The 13,092-nt window shown below is 69.1% G+C and carries 12 protein-coding genes and 1 pseudogene; 8 read left to right on the top strand and 5 right to left on the bottom strand.

Features of this window, described 5'->3' with window-relative positions:
* Positions 1-7 precede the first annotated feature (7 nt).
* From trmD to ACX12L_RS06955, 4 genes are all read left to right on the top strand, one after another.
* Positions 8-769, top strand: a complete 762-nt coding sequence (gene trmD / locus ACX12L_RS06970) for a tRNA (guanosine(37)-N1)-methyltransferase TrmD (RefSeq protein WP_459261950.1) — start codon at positions 8-10, stop codon at positions 767-769.
* Between the two features lie 119 nt (positions 770-888).
* Positions 889-1,278, top strand: a complete 390-nt coding sequence (rplS, locus tag ACX12L_RS06965; RefSeq protein WP_459261949.1) for a 50S ribosomal protein L19 — start codon at positions 889-891, stop codon at positions 1,276-1,278.
* A gap of 106 nt (positions 1,279-1,384) precedes the next feature.
* Positions 1,385-2,068, top strand: a complete 684-nt coding sequence (locus tag ACX12L_RS06960) for a CoA pyrophosphatase (protein WP_459262126.1) — start codon at positions 1,385-1,387, stop codon at positions 2,066-2,068.
* 46 nt (positions 2,069-2,114) lie between these two features.
* The gene (locus ACX12L_RS06955; RefSeq protein WP_459261948.1) at positions 2,115-3,104 is read left to right on the top strand and encodes a CobD/CbiB family protein; all 990 of its coding nucleotides are present in this window, start codon (positions 2,115-2,117) and stop codon (positions 3,102-3,104) included.
* Positions 3,105-3,152: 48 nt separating this feature from the next.
* Here the strand turns inward: ACX12L_RS06955 and ACX12L_RS06950 are convergent, their stop codons facing one another.
* From ACX12L_RS06950 to ACX12L_RS06935, 4 genes are read right to left on the bottom strand one after another with little or no spacing between them, the layout of a single operon-like run.
* The gene (locus ACX12L_RS06950; RefSeq protein ID WP_459261947.1) at positions 3,153-4,817 is read right to left on the bottom strand and encodes a SulP family inorganic anion transporter; all 1,665 of its coding nucleotides are present in this window, start codon (positions 4,815-4,817) and stop codon (positions 3,153-3,155) included.
* Between the two features lie 16 nt (positions 4,818-4,833).
* The gene (gene rsgA / locus ACX12L_RS06945; protein WP_459261946.1) at positions 4,834-5,775 is read right to left on the bottom strand and encodes a ribosome small subunit-dependent GTPase A; all 942 of its coding nucleotides are present in this window, start codon (positions 5,773-5,775) and stop codon (positions 4,834-4,836) included.
* The gene (locus tag ACX12L_RS06940) at positions 5,772-6,110 is read right to left on the bottom strand and encodes a 4a-hydroxytetrahydrobiopterin dehydratase (RefSeq protein ID WP_459261945.1); all 339 of its coding nucleotides are present in this window, start codon (positions 6,108-6,110) and stop codon (positions 5,772-5,774) included. The genes rsgA and ACX12L_RS06940 overlap by 4 nt, the downstream gene beginning before the upstream one ends.
* Positions 6,107-7,420 carry a M48 family metallopeptidase gene (locus ACX12L_RS06935; protein ID WP_459261944.1) on the bottom strand — a complete coding sequence of 438 codons (1,314 nt, stop codon included), beginning with the start codon at positions 7,418-7,420 and terminating at the stop codon, positions 6,107-6,109. Before ACX12L_RS06935 ends, ACX12L_RS06940 begins: the two co-directional genes overlap by 4 nt.
* 31 nt (positions 7,421-7,451) lie before the next feature.
* On the opposite strand from ACX12L_RS06935, the gene orn reads away from it, so the two are divergent.
* From orn to ACX12L_RS06915, 4 genes are all read left to right on the top strand, one after another.
* The gene (gene orn, locus ACX12L_RS06930) at positions 7,452-8,030 is read left to right on the top strand and encodes an oligoribonuclease (protein WP_459262125.1); all 579 of its coding nucleotides are present in this window, start codon (positions 7,452-7,454) and stop codon (positions 8,028-8,030) included.
* Positions 8,031-8,153: 123 nt separating this feature from the next.
* Complete coding sequence (locus tag ACX12L_RS06925) at positions 8,154-9,287, top strand: branched-chain amino acid ABC transporter substrate-binding protein (protein ID WP_459261943.1); 1,134 nt, start codon at positions 8,154-8,156, stop codon at positions 9,285-9,287.
* 266 nt (positions 9,288-9,553) lie between these two features.
* Positions 9,554-11,386, top strand: coding sequence for a DEAD/DEAH box helicase (locus ACX12L_RS06920; RefSeq protein WP_459261942.1), 1,833 nt, complete (start codon positions 9,554-9,556; stop codon positions 11,384-11,386).
* Positions 11,387-11,505: 119 nt separating this feature from the next.
* Positions 11,506-12,969: a sensor domain-containing diguanylate cyclase gene (locus ACX12L_RS06915; protein ID WP_459261941.1), complete on the top strand. Its 1,464-nt coding sequence runs from the start codon at positions 11,506-11,508 to the stop codon at positions 12,967-12,969.
* An 8-nt stretch (positions 12,970-12,977) separates the two neighbouring features.
* Here the strand turns inward: ACX12L_RS06915 and ACX12L_RS06910 are convergent.
* Positions 12,978-13,092, bottom strand: a pseudogene (locus tag ACX12L_RS06910) (IS5/IS1182 family transposase); the annotation flags it as partial.

Genomic DNA, 13,092 nt, shown 5'->3' with positions numbered 1-13,092 from the left:
ACGCGCCATGCGCTTCGACGTCATCACCCTGTTCCCAGAGCTGTTCGCGCCGTTCCTCGCCTGCGGCGTGACGCGGCGCGCCTATGCCTCCGGGCAGGTTCAAGTCCACCTGTGGAACCCGCGCGACCATGCCGAGGGCAACTACCGCCGCGTGGACGACCGTCCCTTCGGCGGCGGCCCGGGCATGGTCATGATGGCTGAGCCCCTGGCGCGCTGCCTGGCGGCGATCCGCGCCGACCGGGCCGAGGGCGCGCAGGCGCCGCTGGTGCTGTTCTCGCCCATGGGCCGCAGGCTGGACCACGCGGCGGTGCAGGGCTGGTCCGCCGGCGCGGGCGCCGTCCTGCTGTGCGGGCGCTACGAGGGCGTGGACCAGCGCTTCATCGACGCCCATGTCGACGTGCAGATCAGCCTGGGGGACTTCGTGCTCTCGGGCGGCGAGATCGCGGCCATGGCCCTGCTCGACGCCGTGGCGCGCCTGCAGCCGGGCGTGCTGCACGACGAGGGCAGCCACCAGCTCGACAGCTTCAACCCGGCGCTCGACGGCCTGCTGGACTGCCCCCACTACACCCGGCCCGAGCAATGGCAGGGCCGCGGCGTGCCCGCGCCCCTGCTGTCGGGCCACCATGCGCAGATCGAGCGCTGGCGCCGCGACCAGAGCCTCCTCGTCACGGCGCGCCACCGCCCGGACCTGCTGGCGGCCGCGCGCGCGCGCGGCCAGATCACGCGCGCGGACGAAGAGCTCTTGGCGCGAAGCCAGGGCTTGCTATAATTATCGGTTCTCGATCCTCTGGCCGGCCGCTACGGGTGCATGCAACCACAGTAGCCATGAGGCGCCAATAGGGGCGCCCTGCCAATCCTGGCGCGGACATGATCGCTGGAAACCCAACCATGAATCTGATTCAAGTCCTCGAGCAGGAAGAAATCGCCCGCCTGAACAAGGCCATCCCCGAATTCGCGCCTGGCGACACCGTCATCGTGAGCGTGAACGTGGTGGAAGGCACCCGCAAGCGCGTGCAGGCCTACGAAGGCGTGGTGATCGCCAAGCGCAACCGTGGCCTCAACAGCGGCTTCACCGTGCGCAAGATCTCCAGCGGCGAAGGCGTGGAGCGCACGTTCCAGACCTACAGCCCGCTGATCGCCAAGATCGAAGTCAAGCGCCGTGGCGACGTGCGCCGCGCCAAGCTGTACTACCTGCGCGAGCGCAGCGGCAAGTCGGCGCGCATCAAGGAAAAGCTGCCGTCCCGCGTCAAGGTGGTGGCGGCTGCAGACGCAGCGTAATCACGCCACGCCGCGAAACCGCTACAGTGCGCAAGCCTGTAGCGGTTTTTTATTTGCCCCATCCGTGAGCTCCTTCCATCCTTCCGGCATCGATGCGGCGACCGTCATGTCGTCGCTGTCCTCGCTGCCCGACTTCGACCCGCGCGCCGTGCCCCTGGTGGGGGTGGACGGCCATCTGCCGGCCGTGCCGCCCGCGGCGCAAAGCCCCGATGCGCTGCGCCGGCGCTTCGCTGCTCCGCCGCCCTGGAACCCGGAGATCGTGCGCGAGAGAAAGTTCGTCGAGCGCAAGCCCGCGCATGCCGCCGTGCTCCTGCCCATCGTGCTGCGCGAGCGGCCCACGGTGCTGCTGACCGAACGCACGGACCATCTCTCCACGCACAAGGGCCAGGTCGCCTTCCCCGGCGGGCGCACCGATCCCGAGGACCTGGATGCCGCCGCCACCGCCCTGCGCGAGGCGCACGAGGAAGTGGGGCTGGAGTCCAGCCGGGTCGAGGTGCTGGGCAGCCTGCCCATCTACGTGACGGGCTCCTCCTTCATCGTCACGCCGGTGGTGGGGCTGGTGCAGCCGGGCTTTGCGCTGCAGCCCAACCCCCACGAGGTGGCCGACGTGTTCGAGGTGCCGCTGGCCTTCCTGCTCGACCCCGCGCACCACGAGCGCCATGCGTTCGAGTGGCAGGGACTGCGGCGCGAGTGGTTCGCCATGCCTTACCAGGACGGCGACCGGCAGCGCTACATCTGGGGCGCGACTGCAGCCATGCTGCGCAACTTCTACCGCTTCATGGCAGCGTGAGCGCAATGGCGGCGGCCCTGTAACAAGCGCCGCTATCATTGCGGCCATGAGTTTCTTCGCCATCCTGTTCGCCTTGCTGATCGAGCAGGCGCGCCCGCTGGCCCGCAGCAACCCCATCCATGCCGGCCTGCGCGCCTGGGCGCTGTCGGTGAGCCGCAATTTCGACGCCGGCCAGACGCAGCATGGCTGGGTCGCGTGGGCGCTGGCCGTGCTGGTGCCCCCGCTCTTCGTGCTGGCCGTGCACTGGGCGCTGCTGCACTTCATCGGCTGGCCGCTGGCGCTGGCGTGGAGCGTGGCCGTGCTCTACATCACGCTGGGCTTTCGCCAGTTCAGCCACCATTTCACGGGCATACGCGACGCGCTGGAGGATGGCGACGCGGCCGAGGCGCGCGCGCGCCTGGCGCGCTGGAGGCAGGTGGACGCGAGCGAACTGCCGCGCAGCGAGATCGTGCGCCATGTGCTCGAGTATTCGGTGATCGCGGCGCACCGCCACGTGTTCGGCGTGCTGGCGTGGTATTCGGTGCTCGCGGCGCTGGGCCTGGGGCCGACCGGCGCGGTGCTGTACCGGCTGGCCGAGTTCGTCTCGCGCTACTGGGGGCCGCGCTCGCGCGTGGTTACGTCCCATCCGCCCAGCCCGTCGCTGCAGCGCGCATCGGAGCGCGCCTGGACCGTGATCGACTGGCTGCCCGCGCGCCTGACGGCCCTGAGCTTCGCGGTCGTCGGCAGCTTCGAGGAAGCCATCGAGGGCTGGCGCTTCCACGCCCAGCGCTTTCCCAACGACAACGACGGCGTGGTGCTGGCCGCCACCGCCGGCGCCATCAACGTGCGCCTGGGAGGCGAGGCGCTGCGCAGCCGCGGCGATGCGGCCGCGCCCCAGGGGCTGGAGGTGGACGCCGACATCGGCGACAGCGTCAGCACCCCCGGCCGCGAGCCCGAGGTGGGCCACCTGCGCAGCGTGGTGGGGCTGGTGTGGCGCTCGGTGGTGGTGTGGATGCTGCTGCTGGCGCTGCTTTCCATGGCGCGGCTGCTCGGCTGAAACGATGCGCTGGTGCGGGCGCCGCGGGCGGTTCCGTGGCTGCCGCGCTCACGTTCCCGCCACCGCGGCCGCCGCCGCGCTGGCCACGTCGGGCTGCAGGTCGGCCCGCAGCCGCTCGTACAGCCCGGTGCGGCGCGTGATGTCGAGCGGCTGGCCCATCAGGCCCGAGACGATCAGGCGCACGCCATGTGCGGTGCAGGCGTGGGCCAGGTTCTCCAGCGCCTCGGCGCCGGTCGAATCGACGTAGATCACGTTCTTCAGGTCCAGCACCAGGGCATGGGCGGGCAGATGGTCTTCCATGGCCTCGAGCAGCTTGGTGGCGCCGAAGAAGAGTGCGCCATACAGGCGCCAGACCTGCACGCGCTCGCCGTGCCCGTCCAGCACGGGCAGGTCGGTGGCGCCGATGCGCTCGGCCCGCGACAGGCTGGAGATGCGGTAGATGAAGGTCAGGCAGGCGGCGAAGATGCCGAACTCCACCGCCACCGTCAGGTCGAAGACCACCGTCAGCAGGAACACGGACACCAGCGTCACGCGGTAGGGCAGGCGGTAGGTCTTGAGCCGCGCGAACTCGCGCCACTCGCCCATGTTCCAGGCGACGAACATCAGGATCGCCGCCAGCGTGGCCAGCGGGATCGACGCGGCCAGCGGAGCGGCCGCCAGCATCACCAGCAGCAGCACCAGCGCATGGGCCATGCCGGCGACGGGGCTGGTGGCACCGCTTTTCACGTTGGTCACCGTGCGCGCGATGGTGCCGGTGGCGGGCATGCCGCCGAAGAACGGCGTGACGAAGTTGGCGATGCCCTGCGCCATCAGCTCCTGGTTCGGGTCGTGGCGGTCGCCCACCATGCCGTCGGCCACGCGGGCGCACAGCAGCGACTCGATCGCACCCAATAGTGCCAGCGTGATCGTCGGCATCAGCAGATGGCGCGCCGATTCCCAGCTGAAATCGGGCAGCGTGAACGCGGGCAGCCCGGCCGGAATGCCGCCGAAGCGGCTGCCGATGGTCTCGACCGGCATGCCGGACAGGGCGACCACGGCGGTCGCCAGCACCAGCGCGACGATGGAGCCGGGCACGCGCGAGAGCGCGCCGGCCCAGGGGTGCCGCCATGCGGGCAGCCAGCGCTGCCAGCCCACGACCACCGCCAGAGACGCCGCGGCCACGCCGGTGGCCCAGGGGTTGATGCTCGACAGGTGCTGGTGCAGCGCGCCGAGCATGCCGAAGAAGTCGCCCGGCATCTTGTCGATCTGCAGGCCCAGGAAGTCCTTGACCTGCGACAGCGCGATCAGCACCGCGATGCCGTTGGTGAAGCCGATGACGACCGCGACCGGGATGAAGCGCACCAGCGTTCCGAGCTGCAGCACGCCCATCAGGAACAGCAGCACGCCCGACAGCGCGGTGGCGATGATGAGATTGGCGACGCCGTACTGCTGCACGATGCCGTAGACGATGACGATGAACGCCCCCGCAGGCCCGCCGATCTGCACCTGGCTGCCGCCCAGCGCCGAGACCAGGAAGCCCGCGATGATCGCGGTGAACAGCCCGGCCTCGGGCGGCAGACCCGATGCGATGGCGAAGGCCATCGCCAGCGGCAGCGCGACGACGGCGACCGTGAGGCCCGCGCCGAAGTCCTGCACGAAGCGGGCGCGGTCGTAGCCGCGCAGCGAGTCCAGCAGGCGTGGACGGAAGGACAATATCGGGGCGGATCGCGCCATCACAGTACCTCTGCCATCAGTAGCGCGGCGCTTGGCTCAACTCCGCGAATAGTTCACTATATATCTTGTAGCGGCTGGCACTTATCGTGCCTGGGTTTTCCGCTGTCTCGACCTGTTCCCGCACCATGCACCCAGGCTCGTGCAGGTGGGTGCAGTTGTAGAACCTGCATTTGTCCGCGTGCGCGCCGATGTCGGGCATGCAGCGCGCAAGGTCTGTGGGCGCGAGGTGGCGCAGGCCGAATTCCTGGAAGCCCGGCGAATCGATGAGCGCGGTGGTGCGCGCCGCGTCCACCCAGTACCACGCGGTGCTTGTGGTGGTGTGCTTGCCTGAGTTGAGCGCCTGCGAGATCTCGCCCGTCTGCGCCGCGGCGCCGGGCACCAGCAGGTTGATCAGCGTGCTCTTGCCCGCGCCCGAGGGGCCCAGCACCAGCGTGGCCTTGCCCTGCAGGTGCCGCAGCAGCGCGGCGCGGTCCACCTCGCCCGACTGGGCGAGCGACAGCGGCAGCACGCCGTAGTGGCGGCTGTCCGGCCCCGCACTGCCCGCCATGTGGCGGTAGGGCAGCAGGCGCTGCCATGCGCGCGCGAAGGGGGCGACCAGGTCGCTCTTGTTGAGCGCGATCAGCGGCGCGATGCCGGCGGCCTCGGCGGCGATCAGTGCGCGCGCGAGCTGGCTTTCGGAGAACACGGGCTCGGCCGCGATCAGCACCAGCACCTGGTCGATGTTGGCGGCGAAGGACTTGGTGCGGATCTCGTCCTGGCGGTAGAACAGGTTGCGGCGCTCTTGCACCTTCTCGATGGTGCCCTCGTCGCCCTGCGTGGCTTGCCACAGCACGCGGTCACCCACCACGGCCTGGCTTTTCTTGCCGCGCGGGTGGCAGATGCGGCGCGCGCCGTCGGGCGTTTCCACCACGCAGTGGCGGCCGTGGCTGGCGACGACCAAGCCTTCCTGCCGGGTCATGGCGCGAGCAGTGCGTCGATGCGCCGGGCGCAGTCGATATCGGTGGCCGAGATGCCGCCCACGTCGTGCGTGTTCAGGCGCACCACGCAGCGGCCGTAGTGCACCGACAGGTCGGGGTGGTGGTCCTGGGCGTGGGCGATGAAGGCCACGGCGTTCACGAAGGCCATGGTCTCGTGGTAGTCGGCGAAGCGGTAGGTCTTCTCGATCGCCACGTCGGCGCCATCGCCGCAGAGCGTCCAGCCCTGCAGTTCGGCCAGTTTCGCCACCACTTCGGTAGCCGTCAGCGCGCGCCTGGCCTGCTTGGACCAGTCTTTTCTAGGAAACATCGAGGTCATGGCTGCATGGCCGCGGGCAGGCGCGCCAGGCGCTCCGCGGCAGGTGGGTGGGAGTAGTAGAAGCGCGCGTACACCGGGTCGGGCGTGAGCGTGGAGGCGTTGTCCTGGTAGAGCTTGAGCAGCGCCGAGGCCAGGTCCGCCCCGCTGGCCTGGGCCACGGCGTAGGCATCGGCCTGGAATTCGTAGCGGCGCGAGAGCCGCGCCAGCAGCGGCGTGAGGAACAGCGTGAACACGGGCGCGGCCAGCAGGAACAGCAGCAGCGCCAGGCCGTCGTTGGGCGCCGAGCCCGGCACGCCCGGCAGCATCAGGTTGGGCTGCACGCCCAGCCCCGTGTAGAACCAGCCGCGCGCCGACAGCCAGCCCAGCAGCGCGAAGCCCGCCAGGCTGATGGCGAACATGCCGGCCAGGCGGCGCGCGATGTGCTTGTGCCTGAAATGGCCCAGCTCGTGCGCGAGCACGGCCTCGACCTCGCCCGGGGCCAGCTGCTTGAGCAGCGTGTCGTAGAACACCACGCGCTTGGCCGCGCCGAAACCCGTGAAATAGGCGTTGGCGTGCGCGCTCCTGCGGCTGCCGTCCATCACGAACAGGCCCTTGGCCGCGAAGCCGCAGCGCTGCATGAGGGCCGTCACGCGCGCCTTGAGGGATTCGTCCTCCAGCGGCTGGAACTTGTTGAACAGCGGCGCGATGAAGACCGGGAAGACCACCATCAGCAGCAGATTGAAGCCCATCCACGCGCCCCAGGCCCAGAGCCACCACAGCCGGCCCGCCGCGCCCATGAGCCAGAGCATGAGCGCGGCGATCGGCAGGCCGATCACGGCGCCCAGCAGCGTGGACTTGAGCAGGTCGGCCAGCCACAGGCGCGGCGTCATCTGGTTGAAGCCGAAGCGCTGCTCCAGGCGGAAGGTCTGGTATAGCTGGGCCGGCAGGTCGATGGCGCCGCTGACGAGCGCGAAGGCGGCCAGCAGCGCCAGCTGCTGCACCATGCCGCCGCCCAGCCAGGCCAGCAGGGCCTGGTTCAGCGCGTCCAGCCCGCCCAGCAACGTCCAGCCCAGCACCACGGCGGTGGCCAGGGCCATCTCCAGCAGGCCGAAGCGCGCCTTGGCGATGGTGTAGTCGGCGGCCTTCTGGTGCGCGGCCAGGGTGATGCGGCCGGCGAAGGCCGCCGGCACGGCGCCGCGGCGGCGCGCCACATGGCGGATCTGGCGCGAGGCCAGCCACAGGCGCAGTGCCAGGCCCGCCAGCAGCAGGGTGGCGAAGACCAGCGTCGTCAGGGTCGATGGCGTGAGCAGGGGAGCGGGGGAGGACGGCATGAACGCGGAAGTTTACGGCGACAATTCCGGCATGTCCGAAACTGCCAACCCCAATGCTCCCGTACTTGCCAAATCCGACCAGAACCTCGTCTGGCTCGACTGCGAAATGAGCGGACTCAACCCCGAAACCGAACGCCTGCTGGAGATCGCCGTGGTCGTCACCGGCCCGGGCCTGGAGCCGCGCGTCGAAGGCCCGGTGCTCGTCATCCACCAGAGCGACGCCGTGCTCGACGCCATGGATGCCTGGAACAAGGGCACGCACGGCAGGAGCGGCCTCATCGACAAGGTGCGCGCCTCCACACTCACCGAGGCCGATGCCGAGCGGCAGATCATCGACTTCCTGTCGCGCTACGTGCCCAAGGGCAAGGTGCCCATGTGCGGCAACAGCATCGGCCAGGACCGGCGCTTCCTCGTCAAGTACATGCCCAGGCTGGAGGCGTTCTTCCACTACCGCAACGTGGACGTGAGCACGCTCAAGGAACTGGCCAAGCGCTGGAAGCCCGAGGCCTACGACTCCTTCAAGAAGGCGCAGCGCCACACGGCCCTGGCCGACGTGCACGAATCCATCGACGAACTGGTGCATTACCGCCAGCACCTGCTGGCGTTGTAAGAGCCTGTTCCGCGGGGAGATAATCCGCCGCTGTCTGTACCCAGACTTCCCGCCCTCGGGGCCAGGGCGACCGACCCGGCATCCCGGGGCATTCCTTGCGCAGTCTCAACCGGAACATCCGCCATGCAATACCCCACCCTGAAATCCACCCTCGTGGCCGCCGCGGCCCTGGCGTGCGCCGCCGGCGCCCTGGCCCAGGAGCAGGTCGTCAAGATCGGCCACAGCGGCCCCCTGTCGGGCCCCAACACCTTCGCGGGCCGCGACAACGACAACGGCGTGCGCCTGGCCATCGAGGAGCTGAACGCGCGCAAGATCAGCGTGGGCGGCAAGACGCTGAAGTTCGAGCTGGTGTCCGAGGACGACCAGTGCGACGCCAAGACCGGCGTGGCCGTGGCGCAGAAGTTCGTCGATTCCGGCGTGCGCTACGTGATGGGGCCGTACTGCTCGGGCGTGACGATCCCCGCCTCGCGCGAGTACGACAAGGGCGGCGTGCTGGTGTCCACCGTGGGCACCAACCCCAAGATCACGCAGGCGGGCTACAAGAACCTGTTCCGCATCGTCGCCAGCGACGTGCAGGCCGGCGCCAGCATGGCCACCTACGCCGCCAACGTGCTCAAGGCCAAGAAGGTCGCCGTGATCGACGACCGCACGGCCTTCGGCCAGGGCCTGGCCGACGAGTTCGCCAAGGAGGCGCAGAAGCTCGGCATGACCGTGGCGGGCCGCGAGTTCACCACCGACAAGGCCACCGACTTCATGGCCATCCTCACCAACATCAAGGCCAAGCAGCCCGAGGCTATCTTCTACGGCGGCTACGCCCCGCAGGCCGCGCCCATGGCGCGCCAGATCAAGCAGCTGGGCATCAACGCCAAGCTGCTGGGCGGCGACACGCTGTGCAGCCCCGAGATGCCCAAGCTGGGTGCCGACGCGGTCAACGGCGTGGTCTACTGCGCCTATGCCGGCATGCTGATGGACAGCGACACCGCTGCCCGCGCCTTCCAGGACAAGTTCAAGAAGCGCTTCAACCAGGCGCCCGACGTGTATGGCCCGTTCTATTACGACCAGGTCATGAACATCGGCGAAGCCATGCAGAAAAGCGGCTCGACCGACGTCAACAAGGTCGGCGCCTACATGCACCAGCACGCCTACAAGGGCGTGATGGGCGAGTACGCGTACGACGACAAGGGCAACCGCGTGAAGGCGCCCGTGGTCGTCATGACCTTCGAGGGCGGCAAGGCCAAGCCCTTGGCGAGCTACTGAGCGATGTGCACGGCTTGCGGGAAAACCCCAGCCGTGCCATAATGCGCAGCTTGCACCGTCACGAGGCGGTGCAATTTTTTTGTGCATCTCCCTTCACACACCGGGCACAGCACGCCAGCGTAGTCTGAAATACGCGGCGCCTTGCATCCATTGCCCACCCAGGCCGTCCGCTGCGGCCTCCGGTTTCGTTTGATGGTTGATGTTTTGTAACCATCGAGCGAAGCCTGCCCAGGTAGCGCCTGCGGCCGTCTTCGTGTGAGCAAACCATGACTGAACATATGCTGGTGCAGGGCGATTGCGCGCCTGCCGATTCCTCCTTGTCTTCTTCCAACCCGGCGGCCGCGCTGCCCGAAGGCTTCGTGCGCCTGGGCCTGGCGCCCGAACTGGTGCAGGCCGTGGCCGACCTGGGCTACACCCAGCCCACGGCCGTGCAGGAAAAGGCCATTCCCCTGGCCATGGGCGCGGCCGACGAGGCGGGCCGCTTCATCGACCTGATGGTCTCCAGCCAGACCGGCAGCGGCAAGACCGCGGCCTTCCTGCTGCCCGTGCTGCACACGCTGATCCGGCAGCAGGCCGAGGCCGAGGCCGCCGCGCGCGCCGAATTCGAACGTGCTGCTCTTGAAGCCGCCGCGCGTGGCGAGGCTCCCCCGAAGCGTCCCAAGCGCAAGAACCCCATGCAGGCGCGCAACTTCAAGGCCGCCACACCCGGCGCCCTGGTGCTGTGCCCCACGCGCGAGCTGGCGCAGCAGGTGGCGCACGACGCCATCGAGCTGGTCAAGCATTGCAAGGGCCTGCGCATTGCCAACGTGGTGGGCGGCATGCCCTACCAGCTGCAGATCGCCAAGCTGCAGAACGCCAACCTGGTCGTCGCCACGCCGGGGCGCCTGCTGGACCTGCAGCGCTCCATGCAGATCAAGCTCGACCAGGTGCAGTTCCTGGTGGTCGACGAGGCCGACCGCATGCTGGACCTGGGTTTCTCCGACGACCTGGCCGAGATCAACGAACTGACGGCCCAGCGCAAGCAGACCATGATGTTCAGCGCCACCTTCGCGCCCCGCATCCAGCAGCTGGCCATGCGCGTGATGCACGAGGGCGGTGCCAGCGTGAAGAAGATCCAGATCGACACGCCGCAGGAAAAGCACGCCAACATCAAGCAGATGCTGTACTGGGCCGACAACGCCCAGCACAAGCGCAAGCTGCTGGACCACTGGCTGCGCGACGCCTCGATCGGCCAGGCCATCGTGTTCGCCAGCACCCAGGTGGAATGCGACGGCCTGGCGCAGGACCTGCAGCAGGACGGCTTCAGCGCCGTTGCCCTGCACGGCGCCCTGAGCCAGGGCCTGCGCAACCGCCGCCTGATGGCGCTGCGCAACGGCCAGGTACAGATCCTGGTGGCCACCGACGTGGCCGCGCGCGGCATCGACGTGCCCAGCATCACCCATGTGTTCAACTTCGGCCTGCCCATGAAGGCCGAGGACTACACCCACCGCATCGGCCGCACGGGCCGCGCCGGCCGCGACGGCCTGGCCGTGACCTTCGCCGAGTTCCGCGACCGCCGCAAGATCTTCGACATCGAGGGCTACAGCCACCAGGCGTTCAAGGCCGAGGTGGTGGCGGGCCTGGAGCCCACCCAGCGCTTCCCGCAGGGCCGCCCCGACTTTGGCGGCAGGGGCCGCGAGGGCGGTCGTGGGCGGGACCAGCGCTTTGGCGGTGGCGGCCGTGGCCATGGCGATCGCGGTGGCTTCGGTGATCGCGCAGGCTTCGGCGACCGGGGTGGTTTCGGCGACCGGGGTGGTTTCGGCGACCGCGCAGGCTTTGCCGACCGTGGCGGGCGTGGCGAGCGCGCCGGCTACGGCGGCCGCCGCGATGGCGACGGCTATGGCCGCAAGAGCGGCTTCGGCGAAACGCCCCGTTTTGGCGAAACGTCCCGTTTTGGTGAAGCGTCCCGCTTTGGCCGCGGCGAGGGCGCGGCCCCGCGCGGCGACTTTGGCCGCAAGGCGGAGTTCGCCCGGGGCGGCTTCGCCAAGCCCCAGGGGGCCGGCAAGCCCTTCACGCCGCACGATGCGCGCAAGCGCCCGGCGCCGCGCGGCGACCGCTGATTGCACCCGCGCCGTACCGCACGCGAGCGCCCAGAGCCAGCCCCGTCGCCGAGGCTGGCTTTTTTTTGTGTCGAGGCGGCCCTGCATGTGTCGATAATTCCCCGCACCTGGAGAAGTGCATGCCGTCACCCGTTTCTTCGAATGCCGACTTCGAACACATGTTCGAGATTGCCCCCGTCTCGCTCTGGCTGGAGGACTACAGCGGCGTGCGCCGGCTGCTCATGCAATGGCGCGACCAGGGTGTCGTCGACGTGGCGGCCCATCTGCGCGACAACCGGGAGTGCATGCAGGCCTACGGCGCCAGCATCCGGCTGCTGCGCGTGAACCGGCGCACGCTGGAGCTGTTCGCCGCGCCCGACCAGGCCACGCTGGAGGCGTCGCTGGACCGGGTGTTCCGCGACGACATGTACGAAAGCGCCATCGCCGAGGTGCAGCAGCTGTGGAGCGGCGCGCCCGAGTTTTCCAACCAGACCGTCAACTACGCGCTCGACGGGCGGCGCCTGGACGTGCGCATCCGTGGCCGCATACTGCCCGGCTACGAGCAGTGCTGGAGCCGGGTGCTGGTGTCGCTGGAGGATGTGACCGAGCAGGTGCAGTCGCGCCTCCGCCTGCAGCGCAGCGAGGAATATGCGCGCGGGCTGTTCGAGCATTCGCCCGTGTCGCTGTGGGTCGAGGACTTCAGTGCCGTCAAGCGCCTGCTCGACGAGGTGCGTGCACAGGGCATACGCGACTTCAGGACCTTCCTGAAGGTGCACCCCGATTTCGTGCAGCGCTGCATGCGCGAGATCCGCGTGCTCGACGTCAACCATCTCACCCTGGCCATGTTCGGCGCCGACAGCAAGCAGGCCCTGCTGGCCGGCATCGACCGCGTGTTCCGCGGCGAGATGCACGACTCGTTCGCCGAGCAGCTGATCGACCTGTGGGACGGCAAGCTGTTCCAGCAGCGCGAGGTGGTCAACTACAGCCTCGCCGGCGAGCCGGTCTACATCCACATGCAGTTCGCGGTGCTCGAGGAGCGCCGCCACGACTGGGGCATGGTGCTGCTGTCGCTGGTGGACATCACGGCGCGCAAGAAGGCCGAGGCCTATCTGGAGTACCTGGGCAAGCACGACGTGCTCACCGGCCTGCGCAACCGCGCCTACTACGTGGAGGAGATGAGCCGCCTCGCGCGCAAGGGGCCCTGGCCGGTGGCCGTGGTCGCCATCGACCTCAACGGCCTGAAGGCCATCAACGACGAGCAGGGCCACACCGCGGGCGACGCCATGCTGCGCCGCGTGGGCGAGGTGCTGGCCAAGGCCGTGGATGCCCCGATCTGCGCCGCGCGCATCGGCGGCGACGAGTTCTGCGTGCTCATGCCCATGACCGACGCGCGCGGCGCCCAGGCCATGGTGGACCGCATCGGCAGCCTGCTGGAGCTCAACAACCAGTTCTACCCGGGCCAGGCCCTGAGCCTGTCCATGGGCGTGGCGATCGCGCAGTCGGGCGAGCAGATCGAGGCCGCCGTGCACCGCGCGGACCAGGCCATGTATGCCGAGAAGGCGCGCTACTACGCGGCCATGGGGGTCGACCGCCGCAGGGACTAAGAGCCTGTTCAAAGTCTTTTGAGCAGTAGAGCCAAGAACGCCAAGTGGATGAACTGCAGGCTGGTGTTGAGCCGTCTCTCGCAGTTCTTCCACAACCGCCTGTTCTTCTCCAGCCACGCGAAA

It is taken from the genome of Alicycliphilus sp. T452, assembly GCF_054512775.1.
This window is presented reverse-complemented; position numbering and strand designations above follow the sequence as displayed.